The following is a 24,408-nucleotide window of genomic DNA, read 5'->3' on the forward strand; positions in this document are numbered from 1 at the left end:
CTTACGACCTCAGCTGGCGCGACGTGTGTTGTCTGAAGAAGGGCGCGCACGCGCGACTGTGCGGGCCGGTTTGCCCGGAGTTGGACGTGACGAAGAGGCCAATTGACCATTCTCGATGATGTATTCAATGTCTGCGATGGCCCTGAACGACGGTCTGTGGGTGACGATCACAAGAGTAAGCTGGCCTTTCAGTCGCTGAAGAGCTTCCATCAGCGCGGTTTCGCCACCATGGTCCAGCGCGCCGTTGGCATCGTCCAGAAGCAGAATCTTGGGTTCTTTCGCCAGGGCCCGGGCGATCGCAATGCGCTGCAGCATGGAATCCGTGAGATTTTCTTCCAAGCCTGCGCCGAGCACCGTGTCGTATCCTTTCGGCAGGAGATGAATATCCTTTTCAAGTCCGATCAGGTTCGCCGCCATGCGCGCTTTTCTTGGATCCGCCTGTGAGCCGAAGAGCGTGAGGTTTTGCAGGATGGTGCCGGTGAACATCTCCGAATCATTACCGACATAAGCGATTTGACTGCGGAGACTTCGCTGGTTCTCGCCAAAAAGATCGTGCCCGTCGATCAGGATCCGCCCGGCTGTGGGTTTCAGGTCACCACTGATCAGGCGAGTGAGTGTCGACCGGCCGCTGCCGTCATTTCCTTCAAAGGCAATGATCTGACCTGCCGGGATCGACAAACTGATGTCCTTGATATCGAAGGTTGAGCCGGTCGCGTATCTGAAGGAAACGTTCTCCAGCGAGATGTTACCAGTGACCGGGATATGCTGGCCGCGCGTTCTCGCCTCGCGCGGCAGATCGAAAAGTCTGCTGGCCTCGCGATAGTCATGCTGAATGCGCTGCATATCCGTCCAGTGATTGATGCCGCGCAGCATGGGTTGGACGACTTGACCGGCAAGCAGTGTGCAGGCAGCCACCGTTCCTACGCTAATCATGCCCGCCATGGCCAGAAATGCCCCCGCCGAGACGACGAAAACAGTCGTCAGGACGGTGAAAAGCCCCGACAGGTTACGGCCATGGTTCGACAGTTCGATATAGTCGTATCCCTGCTGGGAAACCTGTTTTTGCAGGCGCTCGTACCGGCGCATGATCAGGGGTTCCAACCCGATACCCTTGATCGTCGGCAGGCCGCTCAAAACTTCAAGGATGAAATCGTATTTTCGCCGATCCTGCACGGACCGGTTTTCGATGAGTGTGTTCAGCTTGCTGTTCGTGCGCGTGGTGATGACGGCAAACAGTGCCAGCAGCGCAATCGGAACCAGTCCCACCGGTCCCCCGATCAGGAACAGAACAACAAGGAAAATCAAGCTCGCAGGAATGTCGATGACCAGCAGGCGTGCCTGTCCGCCATAGTGATCCCCGAGCGCCTGCAAGGACCGCAGCGAGTCCATTTGCTGGGATACCGAGGCTTGCGCACTGAAGTCCGACCGGGCGTAGAGAATACGCCTTATGGCTTCGAGATATGCACCGTGCGAATACTTCATGGCCTGCCAGGCGACGAGGTATCCGCGAATGATTTTGAGGAGGGCGTCAATCGCCAGAACGCCGCACAGTCCCAGCACGAGAACAACCAGAGTGTCTGTCGCCTTGTTGGGAAGTATCCGGTCGTAGACCTGGAGAATGGTGAGTGGCAGGGCCAGCCCGAGAATGTTGACCAGGATCGAGGCGGCGACAACGGATCTCGGCAAGGCAGGCGCGGTCACCTTCTTGCCGGTTTCCGAGCTCTCAAATGCCAGCCCCGGCAAGGAAATGTTGCCGAAAAAGGATCGAACGAAATTTAACATCATGCCAGCCTCCTGGCGGCTAGTTATGCATGTAAAAATTTCAAAAGTGTTTACCAAGCGGCAAATCGATTATTCGAAAAATTGCTTAGAAACTGCAGTTTATTCGATCAGTTTACGTATTTATTAATGTACCGATGGCCTTGTTCCCCAATGTAATGAGTTGGAGTGCGTCAGAGCCATGAGCGTGAGCAATACAAAACCGGTCGACGAAAACGTGAAATCTGGGCAAGCGGCTGCTTCGGATGGTGGCGGTTCTACGGTTTCCAGTCTTGATGCGGCGCGGATGGGAGCGCAATCCTCCGACTTGTATCGTTCGGCGGACAGCAACGACTACAAAATGTCTGTTGATCCCGGTGAGAGCAGCGAGGCGACGCTGGCCAATTTGTTTCAGGCCGTGCCAATCGATGCCGAAGGCATCGGGGGGGTTCTGCCTGACGGACAAGCGAAAGGCGATGGCGATAGCTTAATCTCCGATATCGATCTGGCGCCCGATGGGATTTCAGGACCGGCCGGCACGCTGCCGATCGGAACAACCGGCGTTGACCCGACAGAATCTACCGAAGATGGCGATGGCGATGCTTTTGGCGGGGGCGGCGGCGGTGCTCCCGAAGCCACCGGACCCGATCTCGGCTTGGACGAGTTCGACCTCGGCGGCGAAGGTGTGGATGTCGCAAGCCGGGAAGCTGGCCCTGGCATCGGCGGCGGCGATGGGACACCGGAACCGGAACTGGCCGGTGACGATCCGGGCGATGATGACGAAGGCGATGATGGCGGGCCCGTCACACCCAATGCAGCCATCGGTCCGGTGACAGATGCGAACGCGGCCGCAAATGCTTTTGCGGAGGACGCGGGTGCGGGCACCGTCGTCGGCCTGACCGGTCTGGCCGTGGATCCGGATGCCGGAGACACGGTTACCTACACTATCGACGATCCCCGCTTTGTGATTGATCCGGTAACAGGGGTCGTCACGATTGCGCCGGACGCGGAGTTCGACACCGAAACCGAGCCGACCGTCAGCGTCACGGTGACGGCCACGTCAAGTGACGGATCCTTCTCCTCCCAGACTTTTTCGTTGACCGTGACCGATGTGAACGAGGATCCGGTTGGTCCCGTCTCCGATGCCAACCCCGCCGCAAACACGATTGGCGAGGACGCCGCCGGTGGAACAGTGGTCGGCCTGACCGGCCTGGCGGTGGACCCGGATGCAACCGACACGGTTACCTATACGATCGACGACCCCCGCTTCATTATTGACCCGGAAACAGGTGTTGTGACTGTCGCACCGGATGCGGAATTCGATGTGGAAACCGAACCCACGGTCTCCGTGACCGTTACGGCGACCTCGACCGACGGCTCAATCTCGACGGAGACCTTCGAGATCACGATCACGGATGCGAATGAATTCCCGATCGGTCCTGTGGTTGACGAGAACGCGACGGACAATTCGATTTCCGAGGACGCGGTGCCTGGCACGGTCGTTGGGATCACGGCGTTTGCCGACGATCCGGACGTGTCCGACGATGTGACCTACTCGATGTCTGGCGACGACCGTTTCGTGATCGACGCGGACACGGGCGTGATCACGGTTGCCGATGGTGCAAGCTTTGACGCGGAAACCGAGAGCGCGGCGTCTGTGACGGTGACGGCCACATCCGACGACGGCTCAATCTCGACGGAGACCTTCGAGATCGCGATCACGGATGCGAATGAATTCCCGATCGGTCCTGTGGTTGACGAGAACGCGACGGACAATTCGATTTCCGAGGACGCGGTGCCTGGCACGGTCGTTGGGATCACGGCGTTTGCCGACGATCCGGACGTGTCCGACGATGTGACCTACTCGATGTCTGGCGACGACCGTTTCGTGATCGACGCGGACACGGGCGTGATCACGGTTGCCGATGGTGCAAGCTTTGACGCGGAAACCGAGAGCGCGGCGTCTGTGACGGTGACGGCCACATCCGACGACGGCTCAATCTCGACGGAGACCTTCGAGATCGCGATCACGGATGCGAATGAATTCCCGATCGGTCCTGTGTCGGACAGCGACGCATCGGGCAATGTTGTTGCCGAGAATGGAACGGGCGGTGAGTACACGGGCGTGACGGCGTTCGCGAACGATCCGGATGTGACGGATATCGTGTCTTATGCTTTGACGGGCGGCGATGACCGGTTCGAGATCGATCCGGATACGGGCCGGATCTCGGTGAAGAGCGGTGTGAGCTTCGATCATGAGACGGAAACCGCGCTTGATGTTGAAGTCACGGCCACGTCTTCCGACGGGTCGACGTCAACGGGCACGTTTACCGTCAATATCGGCGATGTGAACGAGGCGCCGGATCTGGTCGTGGATTACGGCCCGGTCGGCACCAACCTGATCAAGAACGGATCGTTTGAATCGTTCGATGTTGCGCCTGGGACCTGGAAGCAGTTCGCGGACGACAGTTCGGGCGCGTGGACGAGCAACGGCAAGATGGAGATCTGGGACAACTTCAACGGCGTTTCGGCGACCGAAGGCGACCAGCATCTGGAACTGGACTCGGACTCCAACGTCAATTCGATTTCCCAGACGGTCGAGACGTCTTTGGGTCAGGTTTATGACTTGTCCTTCGATGTTCAGGCGCGCACCAATGACGCCTCGAATACGGTCGAGGTCTATTGGAACGGGGAACTGGTCACCAGTGTTGATCCGGCAGCGGGCAACTGGCAGACCGTTGAGCTGAAGGTCGTGGGAACCGGGGGGAATGATGTCCTCGAGTTCCGCGAGACGAGCGAAGACAACAACACGTTCGGCGCCTTCATCGACAATGTCGAACTGACCGGCACGGACCGGATCGCGATTGTCGAAGAAACCCCTGGCGTTGAAGTCGTGCCGCTTTCGGTGATCGACCCGGATGCGGGCGACACGCATACGTTCACGGTGTCCGACGACCGGTTCGAGGTGGTCGCCAAGGACGGCTCCTATGTCTTGAAACTGAAGGACGACCAGGCGCTCGACTACGAGACGGAGACGCAGGTGACCCTCCAGGTCACGGCGACCGACAGCGGCGGGCTGTCGGATACCGAGACCATTGTGATCGATGTCCTGGATATCATCGAAAACACCGAGCCTGTCGGTCCTGTGAGCGACACGGACAGCACCCGGAATGCGGTGATCGAGAACGCGTCGGGCGGGACCGTGGTTGGTATCACGGCTTTTGCGAGCGATGCCGATGCGGGGGATACGGTGACCTATTCGATCACCGATGACCGGTTCGAGATCGACGCGGATACGGGTGTGCTCACGGTCGCCGCGGGCGCGGATATCGATCGCGAGACGACCCCGACCATCGATGTTGAGGTCACGGCGACCTCGACCGACGGCTCGACCTCGTCCAAGACCTTCAGGATCGAAGTGGGCGACGACACCGGCGAGTTCTCGATCGGGCCTGTGTCGGACGCCGATGATGCGTCCAACCAGATTTCCGAGACCGCCGGCGGCGGCGAGGACACCGGTCTCACGGCCTTTGCCGAGGACAAGGATGCGACCGACACGGTCACGTATGAGCTCAGCGGCGACGACCGGTTCGAGATCGATGCCAATACCGGGGTTGTGACCGTCAAGGACGGGGCAAGCTTCGATGCGGAAACCGAGCCGACGGTGACTGTCACGGTCACGGCGACCTCGACGGACGGATCTTCCCAAACGAAGGATTTCGACATCGAGGTCCAGGACGGCAACGAAGCCCCCGACCTCATCGTGCATCTGGAGGACGGATCCAGGGAGTTCATCGTCAATGGAAGCTTCGAGACTTTCTCCGGAACCCTGTCTGGCACCGACGGAACGGGCTGGTATGACGTGCCGGATTCGATCGATGGATGGACCTATGAGAACGTTGATATCCATCAGGCTGACCGGCATGGTGAAGGCACCACAGACGGCGACCACCGTCTTGACCTGACCGCTGACGAAAACGGTACGATTTCGCAGGAAATCGACGGGATGCTGGACGGCCAAGTCTACAGTCTCAGCTTCGATCTCAACTCGCGTGGCAACAAGCCCGGAGAAGGCGTTGCCGAGGTCTATTGGAACGGCGAGTTGATCGACACGCTCGACCCGACCGATCTGGGCGCGGATTGGCAGAGCTATAGTTTTGATATTGTTGGCGGCTCCGGTGATGGAACGAACACTTTGACCTTTGTGGACAAAGGCTCGGACAACAGCCATGGCGTTTACATCGACAGCGTGTCCATCAAATCAGACAATCGGACTGCCATTCTCGAGGAATTCAAGGGTGCCGAGGTTGCTCCGCTTTCGGTGGTTGATCCGGATGCGGGCGACACGCATACGTTCACGGTCTCCGACGACCGGTTCGAGGTGGTCGCCAAGGACGGCAAGTACCTCTTGAAGCTGAAGGATGATCGGGCGCTCGACTTCGAGACCGAACCGCAGGTGAGCGTCGAGGTCACGGCCACCGATCAGGGCGGGCTGTCGGACACGGAGACCATTGTCATCGATGTCATCGATATCGATGAGGACATGGGCCCGATCGGTCCTGTGTCGGACAGCGACGCATCGGGCAATGTTGTTGCCGAGAATGGAACGGGCGGTGAGTACACGGGCGTGACGGCGTTCGCGAACGATCCGGATGTGACGGATATCGTGTCTTATGCTTTGACGGGCGGCGATGACCGGTTCGAGATCGATCCGGATACGGGCCGGATCTCGGTGAAGAGCGGTGTGAGCTTCGATCATGAGACGGAAACCGCGCTTGATGTTGAAGTCACGGCCACGTCTTCCGACGGGTCGACGTCAACGGGCACGTTTACCGTCAATATCGGCGATGTGAACGAGGCGCCGGATCTGGTCGTGGATTACGGCCCGGTCGGCACCAACCTGATCAAGAACGGATCGTTTGAATCGTTCGATGTTGCGCCTGGGACCTGGAAGCAGTTCGCGGACGACAGTTCGGGCGCGTGGACGAGCAACGGCAAGATGGAGATCTGGGACAACTTCAACGGCGTTTCGGCGACCGAAGGCGACCAGCATCTGGAACTGGACTCGGACTCCAACGTCAATTCGATTTCCCAGACGGTCGAGACGTCTTTGGGTCAGGTTTATGACTTGTCCTTCGATGTTCAGGCGCGCACCAATGACGCCTCGAATACGGTCGAGGTCTATTGGAACGGGGAACTGGTCACCAGTGTTGATCCGGCAGCGGGCAACTGGCAGACCGTTGAGCTGAAGGTCGTGGGAACCGGGGGGAATGATGTCCTCGAGTTCCGCGAGACGAGCGAAGACAACAACACGTTCGGCGCCTTCATCGACAATGTCGAACTGACCGGCACGGACCGGATCGCGATTGTCGAAGAAACCCCTGGCGTTGAAGTCGTGCCGCTTTCGGTGATCGACCCGGATGCGGGCGACACGCATACGTTCACGGTGTCCGACGACCGGTTCGAGGTGGTCGCCAAGGACGGCTCCTATGTCTTGAAACTGAAGGACGACCAGGCGCTCGACTACGAGACGGAGACGCAGGTGACCCTCCAGGTCACGGCGACCGACAGCGGCGGGCTGTCGGATACCGAGACCATTGTGATCGATGTCCTGGATATCATCGAAAACACCGAGCCTGTCGGTCCTGTGAGCGACACGGACAGCACCCGGAATGCGGTGATCGAGAACGCGTCGGGCGGGACCGTGGTTGGTATCACGGCTTTTGCGAGCGATGCCGATGCGGGGGATACGGTGACCTATTCGATCACCGATGACCGGTTCGAGATCGACGCGGATACGGGTGTGCTCACGGTCGCCGCGGGCGCGGATATCGATCGCGAGACGACCCCGACCATCGATGTTGAGGTCACGGCGACCTCGACCGACGGTTCGACCTCGTCCAAGACCTTCAGGATCGAAGTGGGCGACGACACCAGCGAGTTCTCGATCGGGCCTGTGTCGGACGTCGATGACGCGTCCAACCAGATTTCCGAGACCGCCGGCGGCGGCGAGGACACCGGTCTCACGGCCTTTGCCGAGGACAAGGATGCGACGGACACGGTCACCTATGAACTGAGCGGTGATGACCGGTTCGAGATCGATGCCAATACCGGGGTTGTGACCGTCAAGGACGGGGCAAGCTTCGATGCGGAAACCGAACCGACGGTGACCGTCACGGTCACGGCGACCTCGACGGACGGGTCTTCCCAAACGAAGGATTTCGACATCGAGGTCCAGGACGGCAACGAAGCCCCCGACCTCATCGTGCACCTGGAGGACGGATCCAGGGAGTTCATCGTCAATGGAAGCTTCGAGGTGTTCGAAGGGCCCCTAGGTGGAAAGGATGGCACTGGCTGGTATGAAAACCCGACCAGCATCGAAGGATGGGCCTACCAGGACGTTGATGTTCATCAGCAGGGTCATTTGAACTTCGGGGCCACAGATGGGACACATCATCTGGATTTGGCTGCCAAGACCAATGGAACCGCGTCGCAGCAAATTGACGGTATGTTGGACGGTCAAGTCTACGCGCTAAGCTTCGACATGAAGTCGCGCGGCGGCGAGGGGCAAAGTGTTGCCGAAGTCTACTGGAACGGCGAGTTGATCGATACGATTGATCCCGCCAAGACCGGCAGCGATTGGCAGTCCTTCAGCTACAATCTGGTCGGTGGTGCGGGTGACGGCTCTGACACGCTGACATTCGTCGAGATCGGATCCGACAATAACGGCGGTGCGCTGATCGACAGCGTTTCCATCAAGTCCGATGGGCGCATAGGTGTCGTGGAGGAATTCAAGGGCGCCGAGGTTGCTCCGCTTTCGGTGGTTGATCCGGATGCGGGCGACACGCATACGTTCACGGTGTCCGACGACCGGTTCGAGGTGGTCGCCAAGGACGGCAAGTACCTCTTGAAGCTGAAGGACGATCAGGCACTCGACTACGAGACCGAACCGCAGGTGAGCGTCGAGGTCACGGCCACCGATCAGGGCGGGCTGTCGGACACGGAGACCATTGTCATCGATGTCATCGATATCGATGACGGGAACCCGGTCAACGAGCCGATTGGCAAGGTCAGCGATACAGACAACGCGGCGAATGTTGTCATGGCAGGCGCGGCAGCCGGTGTTGTCGTCGGGATCACAGCGTTTGCCAAGGATGCCGATGCAGTCGACACCGTGACCTATTCGATCACCGACGACCGGTTCGATATCGATGAAGTGACGGGCGTTGTGACCGTTGCGGACGGAGCGGATTTGATCCCCGGCGATCAGATCGGGCTTCAGGTCAAGGCTACATCGTCCGATGGGTCATCCTCGTCCAAGACCTTCAAAATCGATGTTGAATCTGTCAATGAACCCGTGGTGGCAAACGACGATGCGGCCACAGTGGGGCTGACGAAAACATCCTTCTATTACACAGACGACGATGGTGAGCTCCATCTCATCAGTTCGGACGGCAGTGATACCGTAATCGGTTCGACGGGTGTCGGCGCGTTGACGGACATCGCTCTGGACAGCTCGGGCAATCTATACGGGATCACGTTCAGCAAGCTTTATGTGGTTGATCCCGATACAGGCAAGGCAACGAAGATCTCTTCTTCTTCGTTCGGGACCTCCATGAATGCGTTGGAGTTCGCACCCGATGGCACGCTGTATGCGGCCAGCACCAGCGGGAAGCTATACACGCTGGATCCGGCGACCGGGAAATCCACCTTTATCGGTCAGATGGACTATGGGTCGGCCGGCGACCTCGCGTTTGCCGGAGGCAAGCTCTATTTGTCGGCGTCGGACGGCTCGATCGTTGAAATCGATCCGGGGTCTGGCGCGACTCTGGCTGTGGTGGCGAAGCTGCCGGTCAGCAATGCTTTCGGACTTGTCGGCGATCCGGCCGGGCAGATCTATGCGTTCACCGATGGCGGAAAAGTGTTCCAGATCGATCCCGATACCGGAACAGTGTCAAGGCCTGACGACTATGCGATGAAGGACAGCGGCTGGGGGGCGACCGAAACCACGGATTCACTCGGCCAAACCGCCAAGGTGGAAGGCAACGTCCTGTCGAATGACCTCGATCCGGAAGGGGCGATGTCTGTGACCAGCGTCTCCTTCAATGATGAGAACTTCGCTGCGGGAACTCAAATCCAAGGTGACTATGGCTCCCTGACGATCAACTCGGACGGCAGCTACACCTACCTTCTGGATCCCGACAGCGCTGCGGCACAATCGCTTGCCACCGGGGCTTCAGACGACGAAGTGTTCACCTATACCGTGACCGACAGTGGCGGGAACACCGACACCGCGACCCTTACCGTGACCGTGAACGGCTTCGATGATGGGCCAGCGGTTGCCGAAACACAGGTCGTTCCGCTTGAGGATGACTCAAGCAGGACCTCCAGATCGGGTCCGGTCCGTTGGGACAATGAAGTCGACCTGAGTGGTGGAACGAAGGTCGCCGACAAGGAGGCCGGCGATGAGTATTTCGATGACGGCAACACGTTGTTCGGCATGAGCAGTGAAGAGCTCAGCAAAGACGACGCGGAAGATACCGGTCTTTACAACAACTTTGATGACGATCTGGGCTTTGAACAGGACAATGAGATGCCCGGCAGCGATGATGGCGGCGAATCTATGGTCGCATTTGCTGCCCAGTCCGGAAGCGGCGGCGAAGGGTCCGGCAGTTGGATCGAAATGAGCGAGCCCGGTGCAGGTGACAAGTCCGGGGAAACGGGCGCGGATTGGTCTGTGAATCCGGTCGAGGACCCCCTCGACGATCTGGGTGGATCCGGCGGCCTGTCGGAAGACTCTGGCGGTTTTGTCGAGCTGGCCCAAACCGGAAGCCAGGACTTTTCCGACCTGGAGAGCGCTCAGATGTAGGGCGGCTGACAAAACAGGCCGGCGGTCAGATGACCGCCGGCCTGTTTTTTGTGCCTCAAGTCACTGGATTGGCGGCAACCGATCGACGTGGACTGTCTCAAGGGGCGGTTGGCTCTCGGCAAAGACAACCTCTCCCATTGCAATTTCCCGCTCGGAAGGTTCCAGCCGCAAGGTCCAGGTGTTGAATTCCGGGATATAGCGGGGAACCGGAGCCGGCAGTTCTTCTATGATCGAAAAATTGTGTGGTGCCAGGCGGCCAATGTTCGCCAGCAGGAAAAACTCCGCCAGGCGAGCGTCGTACCGGGCCCGCTCATAGTCCACCTGGCTTCTCAGCAACTCACGCTCTCCGTCCAGAACGTCGAGCAAGGAGCGTTGTCCGCTTTCAAACTCGACTTCCAGGCCCTTCACGGCCCTGCGGTTGGCCTCGATCGCGCGCTGCGCGGCTTCCGCCCGGCGCTTGGACGCATTTTCCTGTTTGACCGCGCGGATCACATTCTCACGGATAACCTGCTGAATGTCATCGAGCTCGTATTCCTGCTGTGCAGCGGTATACTTTGCCCGCCGCACCGAAGCGATATTGCGGCCGCCGGTAAAGATCGGCGCAGTGACCCGGACCCCGAGACGGAAATCCTCGTCATCGAGATCCGTGAGATTGCCGCGGTATCCATTCGTCCAGCCGCCTTCAAGATCGACCCGTGGCATCATGTCGCCAACCGAGGCGCGTGCGGCATAGCGGGCTGCCCGGGCATCGTTCGTTGCTGCCCGGATGGAGGGATTGTTGGTGATCGCGATCGATATCGCATCTTCCATGCCATTGGGGCGCAGGGAGGACGGCACGCCAGGCCAACCGATCTTCCCTGGCTCTTTTCCCGTTAGCCGCTCATAAAGCGCAACGGATGCGGCCAGATCACCCTGGGCCTGGTCTCTGTTGCCCTCTGCTTCCGCGAGGCGGGCAAGGGCCTGTTCCACATCTGTCCGGGTCGCGTCGCCTGACTTGTAGCGGGCTCTCGCCGCCGCCACTTCCTCTTGAACCGTCCCGACATAGCGCTTGAGCCGGTTGAGGATGGACCGGTCCCGGCAGATCCGCAGATAGGCATCGGCTGTATTGAACAGCAGCGTTTGTTCCGCGCCAATCAGCTGATGGCGGCCCGACTCCGCTTCCTCATGCGCTTGGTTTAACCTGTTGACGGCGGAGAAACCCTGAAACAACGGCTGCGACAGGGTGACGCCCAGTTCATGGAAGAATGCCCGGTCGCTATCGCCGTCGCGGCCGTTGCGGAATGCATTGTGCTGGCTTGTGAATGATCCTTGAACCGTCGGCAAGAACTGGGACCGGGCGGTCCAAATGCCCTGGTTGGTCGCCTGATAGCGTTCCCGCTCCGCCTTCAAGCCCGGATTCAATGCGTAGGCCGCGGCCATTGCCTCTTCCAGGGTTTCGGCATGTGCATGCCCCGATACAGCCAGAGTGACCATGCTCACACATGCGAGGGATCGAACCAAACGGCGCGAAAGAACGCGAATAAAACGAGGGAATTCTGATCGATGGGTCATGGCTTTACCATTCGTTTAACTTATTTATCATGGTAAAGAGCCATAGTTAATCAAACGTAATTACACGCGATTCAGCCAAGAATAATTTCATCGACAGAATTTACAGTGCCGACTGAGAGTATTTGAATTCTTGGTCTGTTGCTTCGCCGCAGAGCTCATCCATCACGGATGCGCCCTCAGGTGTTTGAAGTGTTCGGGATCCGGGCGCTTGGGAAAAGCAGCTTCGGGGATTTGCAGAGCGTTGATGGGCTTGCTGAACAAATAGCCCTGCACGGCAAAGCATCCGGCTTCCTTCAGGAACCGCAGTTGCCGCTCATTTTCCACCCCTTCGGCCAAAACCGGGATTTTGAAACTGTGACCCAGCAGCACAGCAGACCGGATAATTGCCCGTGAACGGGCGTCCGTTTCGATGGATTGCGTGAAGACCCGGTCTATCTTGATCTTGTCGAACGTAAAGTTTTGAAGCGTGTTCAGGGATGAATAGCCTGTACCGAAGTCGTCCAAAACCACTTTCAAACCCATTGTCCGCAGCTTGTTGATCGCCACTGTCACCTTGTCGGGCGTCTCGATGGTGGAGGTTTCCGTGACTTCGATTTCCAGCCGCTCCGGATCTAGCCCAGTGTCTGCCAGCACGGCTTCAACAAGACCTGGAAAGTCGGATCGCGACAACTGAACGGGAGAGGTGTTCACCGAGACGCTCAAGTCCGGGCGCCAGGTGGCGGCCTCTCGGCAGGCTTCCCGCAGAGCCCATGCGCCGAGATCCACAATCAGTCCGGTATTCTCAGCAATCGGGATAACATCGATCGGGTTTAGCAGCCCCTTTACAGGATGCTGCCAACGGATAAGGGCCTCATATCCATAGACACTCCGGTCTCTGATCCGGACTAGGGGCTGAAAAACGAGGCGGAACTGGCCGTCTGAGATCGCCGTCTTGAGGTCGGCGGCGAGGCAGGCGCGCCGCCGGTAGGCTTCCTCCAAGCCATCGCCATATGGCCTTGTTTGGCTATTGCCGAGTCTCTCGGCCTGGCTGGATGCCAGTCCAGCCTGAAAGACGAGTGTTTCCAGATGCCAACTGTCATCTGGCATCACCGCCAGTCCGATGCTCGGTTCCAAGGATATCCGGTAGTCGGCTTGTTTGACCGGCGTGAGCGCAGCCGCGCGCAAGCGGTTGGCAAACACTTTTGCATCTTCCGCAGAGTCGAGGTCGGTTTTTATCGCGACAAATTCATCGCCACTAAAACGGCAGAGATATTCATCCCTTTTCAGAGCGTCAGATAAATTCGAGGCAAACGCTCTGAGAATCCGGTCGCCGGCTGCAATTCCGTGGAATTCATTGATCCGCTTGAATTTCGAAAGACTGAGACAGACGACCGCGGCCCGCTTTCCGGCATCGGCAGCAGATCGCAGTTTCGGATCTATGAAGTTGGTCAGGTGATCCCTGTTGGGAAGCCCGGTCAATGTGTCGTGCAGCGCTGCAAATTTGAGGCGACTGATCATGCCGGCTTGCGTTTTGACCTGAGCAACCAGCACCGATGAAACTGTTAGGCCAAGCAGGAGAATGGCCGCAGTGACGCAGGCTAGCAGAAAGAGGCTGCTCATATGTCCCCAGAAGATGGCCGGCCCGTCCGAGGTTCCGCCATTTTGCATCGAAAACAGATACAGGCCGACATTGGCGACAGTGAAAAAGACAAGGCCGGCAAGCGCGCCCAAAGTGCTTTTTTGCCGGGACATGCAGGCAAACGCGAGGGCGCTGAACATCACACAAAGCAGCAAAGCCTGAATCTGGGTCAAGAGGTTCCAGCTCTCGTGCCCCTCGTGCACTGCCGACATCTGGCCGATGAGGTGGACTGTCCATGAGCCAAAGCCGATGATCGCACCTTCGATCTCGGGAATCCCAGCCCGTTTCGCTATCGGGTGCAAACTGGAAGCGGCTGCCGCGTAGATCATGGCAGCCAGGAATGACAGAGCAATTTTAATACTCGAAAAGACCTGAGGTTGAATGGCGTCGAAGCTCAACAATGGGATCATTTGAACGGTCCAGATCGTGGTTCCGATCACCACGACCGAGACTGTCCGACGCAGTGCCCCGGATGCTGCATGCAATCCGGGCGATAGGCGCACATGGAGGTGCAAGATGGCGAAGCTACCCATCATGCAAACCAGAATTGCAAACAAGAAGTAAATCAACTCAATATACAATGATCCCTCACGCTTGACGGTCTGTTTGAATACAGTGCCTGCATGTTGACTCAAAAAGTCACAACGAAATTCTAATTTCCTGCAATTGAACGCGGGAAAATAAAGTAAAAATCTCGAATACTAAAATTGACAATTAAGTTGAAAAAAACAGTAAATGATTAGTTCCGATTCATAATCGATCTTTCTATTCATATGTGAATGTATGGGCAATTTCATATCTTGATGTATTCGCGATCAAATCAATATTTTGCTACAATTCGAATTAGTTCCTTAATTTTTCATAACCATTTTTGCCTCAAAAGCTATCCATGGAGATTGATGAATATCGATTAGCCGGCGTCCTATGCGGATCTGGCAACAGAGGGTAGGGTTGAAACATTAGATTTGATCAATGTAATGCACGTTCCTTCAGCAGATATTCCGCCTTATTTTCTGAAAATAGTCAGGGATATGGTCCGTTATTCTATATGAAATAAATGATAATGTGTCCTTTATTACATTGTAAGCTGCTGTAGGCAATTTGGGGTGTCTTCCCGCGAAGTGGTGTTGAAAAGCTAAAAACAGATTGTTTTAAAACATGACCCAGACTGCAAAAATAACCCGCGTCGGCGACGCCTATGACCGCCTCAAGGCTGACATTTTGTCGAGCGCTCTGCCTGCGGGTTACCAAGCACCAGAACCGGATATTGCTGTCAGGTTAGGCATGAGCCGAACGCCCGTTCGTGAGGCCCTGATCCGGCTGGAGGCGGAGGGGCTGGTGTCGCTTGTGCCCAGGCGCGGTGCCTTGGTTGTTGGAATTACGGCGTCTGATCTTGAAGAAATCTATGAACTTCTTTCCGTGTTCGAGAGCGCCGTCGCGGCAGGAGTTGCACGCAAGGGTCTGACGCCCGGTTCACACGAAGAACTGACGCTTTTGGCGCAGCAACTGGATAACTTGGGCGCAGAAGCAGATGTCGATGGGTGGGTGCAGTCCGACCGTTCTTTTCACTGCAGGCTCGCCGAATTTTACGGCAATATGCGGCTGCTTCGTCAAATGTCCGGCTTGTTCGATCAAGTGCATCGCGCGCGCCTCATACTCCACGGTCTTGCTCCCGCAGAACTGGGGCCAAGAGGGGTACACGCCTCGATCCTGGCGGCCATTTCCGCGCGGGACGCCGATCAGGCGCAACGGCTTGCCCGGGAACATCGTCTGGACACGCTTGCCGCTCTGAAGGCGCAGTTTCTGGGGAGCCGTTTGCCGGCCCTGTAGACCTTTTTCTGCGAACGGCGCAAATCATATCGACCGTTCGGATAACACCGGTGGTCTTATCCCCCCGAAGGGATCAGCGCCCGATGGAAACCTGTTCCGGCTTCTCTTCAGTTGAACTGGCCGTTCTTGCCAGACTTGCGCCCGCCAGCGCCTGCCGGAATTGATGCGGGTCCGCTGTTTGGCGCGGCGGACCGGACTTTCCCGACATACTGCCCATGAACCTGCCGTCACTTGGAGACGCGCCTGGGATGTCTGACGGCTGCGCGCATTCGATTGTCACGACATGTTCATATGAACGTTCAAATATGTTCATATGAACTGGATAAGGTCATTGTAAATCGTTGATCGGAAAAGTGAAGCAAGTTCAACCGGGTCATTCGTTTCCCGGTCAGGGCTAGCCAGAGTCACGATGCGGTTTCATAGGGGTGGAAAGCGGTCACGTAGGGGTCAAATGCTCGGCAGTATCGACATAACAAAGCGGCAAGCGGAGATTGCGGATCTTGTTCACACGTCCGGCTTTGCCTCTGTTGAGGATCTGGCCGAGCGGTTTGAGGTGACGACCCAAACGATCCGCCGGGATGTCAACGGCTTGTGCGAACTCGGTATTCTGCGGCGTACGCATGGCGGCGTCGAACCGCCCGCGCAGCCGGCAAACATTCACTACAGCACCCGTCAGATCCTCAATCTTCCAGAGAAACGGAAGATCGCGGATCTCCTGGCTCAGGATATCTACAGCGGCCAGTCGCTGGCCTTTTCCATCGGCACCACGCCTGAAATCGTGATGCAGGCGCTCGTTCAGCATGAGAACCTGTCGATCTTCACAAACAACCTGAACGTGGCGTTCACCGCGTCGTCCAACCCGACCTTTCAAGTGACCATTGCCGGTGGGCGTCTTCGGCATGGCGATCGCGATATACTTGGAAGCGGAACACAGGACTTCTTCGCCCGCTACAAGGTCGATGTCGGTATCTTTGGGGTCGCAGGTGTCGATGAGGACGGCACCTTGCTGGATTTCCATGAAGACGAAGTTGCGGCCCGGCAGTCCATCCTTGCCAATTGCCGCCAGTCGTTCCTGGTTCTCGATAGAACGAAGTTCGGCAGGTCGGCTCACGTACGGGGCGGGCACATCACCGAGGTGTCGGCCGTCTTCAGCGACCAGCCGCTGCCGGCCGGAATCGCCCGATTGCTCAACCCTGGTGAAACCAGGGTAAAGGTGGCGCAGACCGCGGCAGGAGAGCCGTGATGCTTGAACGGGCCCTTTCGCGGACGGGGCAGGCCATCACCCTGTCGTCGGTTTCCAAGATTTGGGCGGGCAACCGCGCCGTTGACCGCATCTCCGTGGATGTCCCGGCCGGATCGTTCACGGCGCTTCTCGGCCCGTCGGGCTGTGGAAAATCGACAACCTTGCGCATGATCGCGGGCCTTGAAACGGTGGATGAGGGTACGGTCGAGATCGGCTCCAGGGATGTCACATCCAGACCGTCCGCCGAGCGCGACATTGCGATGGTTTTCCAGTCCTACGCGTTGTTTCCGCACCTGTCCGTCGCGGAAAATATCGTGTTTGGTTTGAAGGTGCGCCGGGTTCCGCGCGCAGAGCGCGATGAGCGGCTGAAGCGCGTGGCCGACTTGCTCGGCTTGTCGTCTCTGCTTGAGCGTAAACCCGCGCAACTCTCCGGGGGGCAACAGCAAAGGGTTGCCCTTGGCCGCGCCATCATTGGCGAGAAGCCGGTCTGTTTGATGGACGAGCCGCTCTCCAATCTCGACGCGAAGCTGAGGCACGAGATGCGCCTCGAAATCCGCGCCCTGCAGCAGAAGCTCGGCTTTTCGATGATCTACGTGACGCATGATCAGGTGGAAGCCATCACGATGGCCGATCAGGTGGTGCTTCTAAATGGCGGACGAATCGAACAGGCGGCTGACCCGAGGACGCTGTATGAAAAACCGTCGTCCCCGTTTACGGCCAGGTTCATCGGCACGCCGCCCATGAATCTGTTCGCGGCAAGTCTGCTGGTCCCGGACCGCGGCGGCCCGGAGCATATCCTCGGATTGCGCCCGGAAAACGTGCGCCTCGACCAGGCCGGCCCCATCACGGTGACTGTCAAAGCTGTCGAATATCTCGGCGCCGACCTCTTGGTCGACGGGATCCTTGGTGCAGCGTCATTTCAGGTTCGGTTGCCCGCCACTCAAAATGTTGCGCCGGGCGACACCATCCGGCTCGGTTTCGACCCCGGGCAACTGCATGTTTTCGACCAGACGTCGGGCACGCGCCGCGATGATCTGGCGGCTGAGATTGGAGCACATTTGTGCTCCTGACCTTCTGTGCTGGCCGGCTCAGACCAACCGCTCCTTGCGGAGGCTCAAACAAGGGAAGTCCGAAGTCATGTTGAAGTCAAAATTTATGAAAGCCGTCGCGGCGACCGCTTTCACATTCAGCACCTGGGCGTCCGCTCAGGCTGTTGATCTACAGTTCTACTTTCCGGTTGCCGTTGGCGGGAAAGCTGCTGAAACGATTCAGGAGCTGACCTCAGATTATATGGCACAGAACCCTGGCGTGACCATTGATGCGGTCTATGCCGGGTCCTACCAGGACACAGTGGCCAAGGCGATCACGGCGTCCCGTGGTGGCAACCCGCCACAGCTGTCGGTGATCCTGTCCGTCGACATGTTCACCCTTATCGATGAAGACCTGATCGTGCCGTTCGACGACTACCTGGCGTCTGACGAAGACAAAGCCTGGCTCGCGGGCTTTTATCCGGCCTTCATGGAAAACAGCCAAACAGGTGGCAAGACCTATGGCATTCCGTTCCAACGCTCCACACCGGTACTTTACTGGAACAAGGAAGCCTTTGCAGAGGCAGGCCTCGACCCCAACGTGCCGCCGGCAAACTGGGACGAAATGGTCGAGTTCGGCAAGAAGCTGACCAAGAAGGACGCATCGGGCAACGTCACGCAGTGGGGTGTGCGGATCCCGTCCTCTGGTTTCCCCTATTGGCTCTTTCAGGGCTTGACCACCCAAAATGGCGTGATCCTGGCCAATTCCGAAGGCAACCGGACCAACTTCGATGATCCAAAGGTGGTTGAGGCGCTGCAATACCTCGTCGATCTGTCCCAGAAGCATCAGGTTATGGCGCCGGGCATCATCGAGTGGGGCGCGACCCCGAAGGCGTTCTTCGAAGGCCAGACAGCCATGATGTGGACCACCACCGGCAATCTGACAAATGTGCGTGACAACGCGCCTTTTGAATTCGGCGTTGCCATGCTGCCGGCCAAGGAGCGCCGCGGTGCCCCGACCGGTGGCGGAAACTTCTACCTGTTCAAGGGTGCGTCCGATGAGCAGAACCAGGCGGCGGTGGACTTCGTGAAGTGGATTGCCGCTCCCGAACAAGCTGCGAAATGGGCCATGGCCACCGGCTATGTCGCGCCGCGTGCGGATACCTGGGAGACGGATGTCATGAAGGCCTATGCAAAAGACTTCCCGCCGGCTCTCGTCGCCCGCGACCAGCTTGAGTTCGCGGTTGCCGAATTGTCGACCTACCAGAACCAGCGCGTGACAGGCATTTTCAACGATGCTCTTGCCGCTGCCATTACCGGACAAAAGACCCCGGAAGAGGCCTTGAAGGAAGCACAGGCCCAGGCCGAAGCCGTGCTGGTTGAATACCGTTAATGCAATCTGTCTGGCGGTTGCCTGTCACTGGCCGCCGCCAGACGTTCCTTGTCTTGTTGCGCATCCCAAGATCGGATCGGTCATGAAGGCGACCAGGTTTAAGAGAGACTGGATCCATGGATGGCTGCTGTTGCTGCCGGCCATGGTCTTCCTCTTTGCGTTCACGCATATCCCGGCCGTCACCACGCTGATCAACAGTTTCTACTCGACGCCGCGCGGCCAACGGCCGGCCAGATTTCTCGGGCTGGACAATTACGAACGGATGTTGGCTGATCCGGTGTTCTGGAAGGTGCTGTGGAACAATCTTTGGTTTGCCCTTGGCACGATCCCGTTGTCCATCGCGCTCGCAATTGCCATGGCCCTCTGGGTCAATGACAAGCTGGCGGGCCGTGGCTTTGTTCGCATGGCCTATTTCACTCCAACTGTGTTGCCGTTGATCGCCGTGGCGAACATCTGGCTGTTTTTCTACACGCCGGGCTTTGGCCTGTTCGATCAGCTGACCCGCGGTCTGTTCGGGTGGCCAGCCTCCAACTATCTCGGCGATCCGGACACGGCGTTGAACGCGATCATTGTGGTCACCGTCTGGAAGGAAGCCGGGTTTTTCATGATCTTTTATCTGGCGGCACTCCAAGCGATCCCGGTTTCGCTCAAGGAGGCGGCCCAGATCGAAGGTGCGGGACGCTGGACAATCTTCTGGCGCATCACGTTTCCATTGCTCATGCCGACGACGCTCTTCGTATCGATCAATGCCGTGATCAATTCTTTCCGGCTGGTCGACCATATCTTCATCTTGACGGACGGCGGGCCGGACAACGCCTCCTCTCTGCTGTTGTTCTATATCTACGAGACGGCCTTCCGATATTGGGAAACCGGCTATGCCGCGACTTTGACGGTTGCGCTTCTGGTTCTGTTGTCGCTGCTCGCCATCGGTCAGTTTTTCCTCTTTGACCGCAAGGTGCATTACAAATGACCCGGATTTCTGATGCATTCGACCGGTCGCTCAATACGGTCGCGGCCTGGGCTTTGGGGGTGCTTTGGGTTCTGCCCCTGGCCTATGCGATCTGGACGGCGTTCCACCCGGCTGCCTATGAAGCCCGGTTCGACCTGTTCGCCCCGATCACATTCGAGAATTTCGTGAAGGCCTGGGAAGCTGCGCCTTTCGCGCGATATTTCCTGAACACCTTCATTCTGGTGACCCTGATCCTGGCGTGCCAGTTCTTCCTGTGCACCCTGGCCGCATACGCCTTTGCCCGTTTTGAGTTTCCCGGCAGAAACGTTCTGTTCGCCCTCGTTCTGCTGCAACTTCTGGTCATGCCGGATATTCTGATTGTCGAGAACTACAAGACCATGCGGTTCTTGGATCTCGTCGACACGATCCCTGCCATCGCCTTGCCTTATATCGCCTCCGGATTTGGGATTTTCCTGCTCCGTCAGACCTTCATGACCATTCCCAAAGAACTCGATGAGGCCGCCCGTGTCGAAGGCGCTTCTTTTCTCGGCGTCTTGTGGCGCGTCTATATCCCGCTGGCAAAGCCGACCTATCTGGCCTACGGACTGGTCTCTGTCAGCCACCACTGGAACAACTTCCTGTGGCCGCTGATCGTCACCAATTCTGTAGAAACCCGTCCGGTAACCGTAGGCTTGAGCGTGTTTTCCTCGATCGACAGTGGGATCGAGTGGTCGGTCATCAACGCGGCGACGCTGATGACATCCGGACCGTTGCTCATCGCGTTTCTGCTTTTCCAACGCCAGTTCGTGCAAAGCTTCATGCGCGCCGGGATCAAGTGAGCGCGGGGCGCGCTCGTTTCTGTTGTGGATCAATTCCTGAATGATTGCGTCAAGCAAGCGGCGCCGCTAAGGGTGTGCCAGAACCCGATCCGTCTTGGGGTCTAAGACGCTTGCCGGAGTTTCGGGTTTTGCTGTTGGCTCGGCGAATTGCGGCTTTGGCGGCCCATTTTCGGCCGGTTAGACTGCTCCGGCCTTCCGCCAGCCAATGTGGACGAGGACACTGCCGAAGTGTCCAAGAATCTGAATTACTTCATGTATTTCTTTATTTCGACCGACTGTTGGCAGGCCGCCCGTTTCATATCCCCCGCTCACCGGCAGATTTCCATTGACCTTCATTTTCTTTCGTCTGATATTCGTTTACCCGCTAAAAATGCTACATATCGGGAGGAAAGCATGAAACACAGGTTTATGTCCGCAGTTGCGGCGGCCGCGCTGCTTGCGTCTTCAGGAGCGGCTTTTGCCGACATGGAAGCCGCTCAGCGTTGGGTCAATGATGAATTCCAGCCTTCAGTCTTGAGCAAAGACGAGCAGATGGCTGAAATGGAATGGTTCATCCAGGCGTCGGAACCGTTCCGTGGGATGGAGATCAACGTTCTGTCCGAAGGCATCCCGACTCATGAATACGAGTCGCGCGTTCTGACAAAAGCGTTCGAGGAGATCACCGGCATCAAGGTCAATCACCAGATTCTGGGTGAAGGCGAGGTCGTGCAGGCGGTTCAGACGCAGATGCAGACCAACCGCAATCTTTATGATGCCTATGTCAATGACTCGGATCTGATCGGCACGCACTCCCGTCTCCAGGCCGCGGTCAACCTGACAGACTGGATGGCGGGTCCGGCCAAGGACGTGACTTCGCCGACGCTGGATCTGGAAGACTTTATGGGTCTCAGCTTCACGACCGGTCCAGATGGCGACCTTTATCAGTTGCCTGATCAGCAATTCGCCAACCTTTACTGGTTCCGCAAGGATTGGTTCGACAATCCAGACTACCAGGCCCGGTTCAAGGAAAAGTACGGCTACGATCTCGGCGTGCCTGTCAACTGGTCCGCTTATGAAGACATTGCCGAATTCTTCACCAACGATGTTCAGGAAATCGATGGCGTCCGGATCTATGGGCACATGGATTACGGCAAGCGCGCGCCGGATCTCGGTTGGCGCATGACCGATGCCTGGCTGTCCATGGCAGGTGCCGGTTCCGTCGGCCTTCCAAACGGACGTCCGATCGACGAGTGGGGCATCCGGATGGAAGAGGGCTCCTGTAACCCGGCAGGTGCTTCTGTCTCCCGCGGTGGCGGAACCAATGGCCCGGCGGCTGTCTTCGCCATCCGCAAATGGGACGAATGGCTGCGGAAATATGCCCCGCCGGCGGCTGCCGACTACGACTTCTATCAGTCGCTTCCGGCTCTGTCCCAGGGCAATGTTGCCCAGCAGATCTTCTGGTACACCGCGTTCCTGGCCGACATGGTGAAGCCGCGTTCTGAAGGCAACAACACCGTGGACGAAGAAGGTATGCCGCTGTGGCGCGCCGCGCCATCTCCGCACGGTCCATATTGGGAAAAAGGCCAAAAGGTCGGCTATCAGGATGTCGGATCCTGGACGATCTTGAAGTCCACACCGGAAGATCGCGCCAAGGCGGCTTGGCTTTACGCACAGTTCGTAACGTCCAAGACCGTCGACACCAAGAAGAGCCATGTTGGGCTGACCTTTGCACGTGACAGCACGGTCCGCCACGAGTCCTTTACCGAGCGGGCTCCGGCACTTGGCGGTGTCGTCGAGTTCTACCGCTCGCCTGACCGCGAAATGTGGACCCCGACGGGTGTCAACGTTCCGGACTATCCGAAGCTGGCTCAGCTATGGTGGCAGCAGATCGGTGATGTGAACTCCGGTGCCTTCACCCCGCAGGAAGCCATGGACCGTCTTGCGGAAGAGATGGACACGATCATGGCCCGCATGCAGCGCGCCGACGAGCGCAACAACACCTATGGTGGTTGCGGTCCCCGCCTGAACGAGCCGAAGGATCCCTCCGAGTGGCTCGGAAAGGGCGGTGCTAAAGCGAAACTGGAGAACGAGAAGCCGCAAGGCATCACCGTCAACTATGACGAACTCGTCGCCGGCTGGCAGCAGCAATAAGCATCTTCCCGATGCACTCAGCACTCCCGGGGCGCAACCCGCGCTCCGGGAGACTTCTTAAGCCCCGCCCGGTCCATGTGCCGGGCTGGCCAAATGTGCGAACATTTTCATGTCACTTGAACTGATCAACGTGTCCAAGCGGGTCGGTGTGGACCAGCACATCTATCCAACGGACCTGAAACTGGACCCAGGCTGTATCAACATTCTGCTGGGTACCACCCTGTCCGGCAAGACGACGCTCATGCAGATGATGGCCGGGCTTGATCCGCTCACGACGGGATCGCTCCGGTTCAACGGCCAGGATGTGACCAAGACCGCGGTGCAGAAGCGGAATGTGTCCATGGTCTATCAGCAGTTCATCAACTATCCGAGTTTTTCCGTTTTCGAGAATATCGCCTCGCCGCTCCGGGTCGCCCGCGTTGCCGAAAACGAGATCAAGCGGCGCGTGGGTGAGATGGCCGAGCTGATGAAGCTCTCCGCCATGCTCGACAGGCGCCCATCCGAGCTTTCCGGAGGACAGCAACAGCGAACCGCAATGGCGCGTGCGCTCGTCAAGGATGCCGATCTGGTGTTGCTCGACGAACCGCTCGCCAATCTGGATTTCAAGTTGCGCGAAGAGTTGCGCGATGAGCTGCCGCGTCTGTTTGCCGATCGAAACTGTGTTGTCGTTTATGCGACGACAGAGCCGGTTGAGGCGCTCTTGTTCGGAGGAAAGACCGCCACATTGAACGAAGGCCGGGTGACCCAGTTTGGGGATACGGGGAGCATTTACCGGGCGCCGACCGATCTGATCAGCGCTAAGGTCTTCTCCGAACCGCCCATGAATGAAGCGGCCGTGACGAAGGCGGGTGAGACAATGACGCTGGACGACGGCACATCTTGGACAGCGTCCGGGACGGCCGCGTCCCTGGGCGATGGGCAGTATACCTTGGGCCTCCGGCCCCACCATGTCGTCCCCGCGCAAACCGGCCGGCAACCGGTCAAGGTGAAAGGCGTTGTCCAGGTCGCTGAACTCAGCGGATCAGAGAGCATGATCCATTTCATGCTCGCCACGCACTCATGGGTGTCCCAGTCGCACGGTATTCATCCGGTTGAGGTTGGCGAAATGGAGGAGTTCTACGCCGATGTGGCGGAAGCCTTCTATTTCGATGCCTCAGGCCAACGGATCACCGGATAAGCCGGCAGGGAAGGAGACGCCAA

At 58.0% G+C, this 24,408-nt stretch carries 12 protein-coding genes; 9 read left to right on the plus strand and 3 right to left on the minus strand.

Annotated features, from left to right (window positions below):
• Window positions 1–9 precede the first annotated feature (9 nt).
• Window positions 10–1,785, minus strand: a complete 1,776-nt coding sequence (locus F0184_RS00890) for a peptidase domain-containing ABC transporter (RefSeq protein WP_150493506.1) — start codon at window positions 1,783–1,785, stop codon at window positions 10–12.
• A 175-nt stretch (window positions 1,786–1,960) separates the two neighbouring features.
• On the opposite strand from F0184_RS00890, the gene F0184_RS00895 reads away from it, so the two are divergent.
• On the plus strand, window positions 1,961–10,627 hold the full coding sequence (locus F0184_RS00895) for a cadherin domain-containing protein (RefSeq protein ID WP_150493508.1): 8,667 nt from the start codon (window positions 1,961–1,963) through the stop codon (window positions 10,625–10,627).
• A 60-nt stretch (window positions 10,628–10,687) separates the two neighbouring features.
• Here the strand turns inward: F0184_RS00895 and F0184_RS00900 are convergent, their stop codons facing one another.
• Window positions 10,688–12,100, minus strand: coding sequence for a TolC family outer membrane protein (locus F0184_RS00900; RefSeq protein WP_208998266.1), 1,413 nt, complete (start codon window positions 12,098–12,100; stop codon window positions 10,688–10,690).
• 240 nt (window positions 12,101–12,340) lie between these two features.
• Complete coding sequence (locus tag F0184_RS00905) at window positions 12,341–14,377, minus strand: putative bifunctional diguanylate cyclase/phosphodiesterase (protein ID WP_150493512.1); 2,037 nt, start codon at window positions 14,375–14,377, stop codon at window positions 12,341–12,343.
• 577 nt (window positions 14,378–14,954) lie between these two features.
• Between F0184_RS00905 and F0184_RS00910 the strand changes: the two genes are divergently transcribed.
• The 8 genes from F0184_RS00910 to F0184_RS00945 all read left to right on the plus strand — a co-directional run bounded on the left by F0184_RS00910 (window position 14,955) and on the right by F0184_RS00945 (window position 24,385).
• Window positions 14,955–15,626 carry a GntR family transcriptional regulator gene (locus F0184_RS00910; protein ID WP_150493514.1) on the plus strand — a complete coding sequence of 224 codons (672 nt, stop codon included), beginning with the start codon at window positions 14,955–14,957 and terminating at the stop codon, window positions 15,624–15,626.
• Between the two features lie 451 nt (window positions 15,627–16,077).
• Window positions 16,078–16,869 carry a DeoR/GlpR family DNA-binding transcription regulator gene (locus F0184_RS00915; RefSeq protein WP_150493516.1) on the plus strand — a complete coding sequence of 264 codons (792 nt, stop codon included), beginning with the start codon at window positions 16,078–16,080 and terminating at the stop codon, window positions 16,867–16,869.
• Window positions 16,869–17,939, plus strand: a complete 1,071-nt coding sequence (locus F0184_RS00920; protein ID WP_150493518.1) for an ABC transporter ATP-binding protein — start codon at window positions 16,869–16,871, stop codon at window positions 17,937–17,939. Before F0184_RS00915 ends, F0184_RS00920 begins: the two co-directional genes overlap by 1 nt.
• 67 nt (window positions 17,940–18,006) lie before the next feature.
• Window positions 18,007–19,290, plus strand: coding sequence for an ABC transporter substrate-binding protein (locus tag F0184_RS00925; protein ID WP_150493520.1), 1,284 nt, complete (start codon window positions 18,007–18,009; stop codon window positions 19,288–19,290).
• 82 nt (window positions 19,291–19,372) lie between these two features.
• On the plus strand, window positions 19,373–20,260 hold the full coding sequence (locus tag F0184_RS00930) for a carbohydrate ABC transporter permease (protein WP_150493522.1): 888 nt from the start codon (window positions 19,373–19,375) through the stop codon (window positions 20,258–20,260).
• Window positions 20,257–21,078, plus strand: coding sequence for a carbohydrate ABC transporter permease (locus F0184_RS00935; RefSeq protein WP_150493524.1), 822 nt, complete (start codon window positions 20,257–20,259; stop codon window positions 21,076–21,078). Before F0184_RS00930 ends, F0184_RS00935 begins: the two co-directional genes overlap by 4 nt.
• 393 nt (window positions 21,079–21,471) lie before the next feature.
• On the plus strand, window positions 21,472–23,208 hold the full coding sequence (locus F0184_RS00940; RefSeq protein ID WP_150493526.1) for an ABC transporter substrate-binding protein: 1,737 nt from the start codon (window positions 21,472–21,474) through the stop codon (window positions 23,206–23,208).
• A gap of 109 nt (window positions 23,209–23,317) precedes the next feature.
• Window positions 23,318–24,385, plus strand: coding sequence for an ABC transporter ATP-binding protein (locus F0184_RS00945; RefSeq protein ID WP_150493528.1), 1,068 nt, complete (start codon window positions 23,318–23,320; stop codon window positions 24,383–24,385).
• Window positions 24,386–24,408: the final 23 nt, after the last annotated feature.

The organism is Roseibium aquae (assembly GCF_008711285.1).
Taxonomy (GTDB): Bacteria; Pseudomonadota; Alphaproteobacteria; order Rhizobiales; family Stappiaceae; genus Roseibium; species Roseibium aquae.

What these genes read in the sequence shown, in the direction of transcription:
- F0184_RS00890 (WP_150493506.1), bottom strand. Translation starts at nt 1,785, where the DNA reads ATGATGTTAAATTTCGTTCGATCCTTTTTCGGCAACATTTCCTTGCCG.
- F0184_RS00895 (WP_150493508.1), top strand. Translation starts at nt 1,961, where the DNA reads ATGAGCGTGAGCAATACAAAACCGGTCGACGAAAACGTGAAATCTGGG.
- F0184_RS00900 (WP_208998266.1), bottom strand. Translation starts at nt 12,100, where the DNA reads ATGGTCACTCTGGCTGTATCGGGGCATGCACATGCCGAAACCCTGGAA.
- F0184_RS00910 (WP_150493514.1), top strand. Translation starts at nt 14,955, where the DNA reads ATGACCCAGACTGCAAAAATAACCCGCGTCGGCGACGCCTATGACCGC.
- F0184_RS00915 (WP_150493516.1), top strand. Translation starts at nt 16,078, where the DNA reads ATGCTCGGCAGTATCGACATAACAAAGCGGCAAGCGGAGATTGCGGAT.
- F0184_RS00920 (WP_150493518.1), top strand. Translation starts at nt 16,869, where the DNA reads ATGCTTGAACGGGCCCTTTCGCGGACGGGGCAGGCCATCACCCTGTCG.
- F0184_RS00925 (WP_150493520.1), top strand. Translation starts at nt 18,007, where the DNA reads ATGTTGAAGTCAAAATTTATGAAAGCCGTCGCGGCGACCGCTTTCACA.
- F0184_RS00930 (WP_150493522.1), top strand. Translation starts at nt 19,373, where the DNA reads ATGAAGGCGACCAGGTTTAAGAGAGACTGGATCCATGGATGGCTGCTG.
- F0184_RS00935 (WP_150493524.1), top strand. Translation starts at nt 20,257, where the DNA reads ATGACCCGGATTTCTGATGCATTCGACCGGTCGCTCAATACGGTCGCG.
- F0184_RS00940 (WP_150493526.1), top strand. Translation starts at nt 21,472, where the DNA reads ATGAAACACAGGTTTATGTCCGCAGTTGCGGCGGCCGCGCTGCTTGCG.
- F0184_RS00945 (WP_150493528.1), top strand. Translation starts at nt 23,318, where the DNA reads ATGTCACTTGAACTGATCAACGTGTCCAAGCGGGTCGGTGTGGACCAG.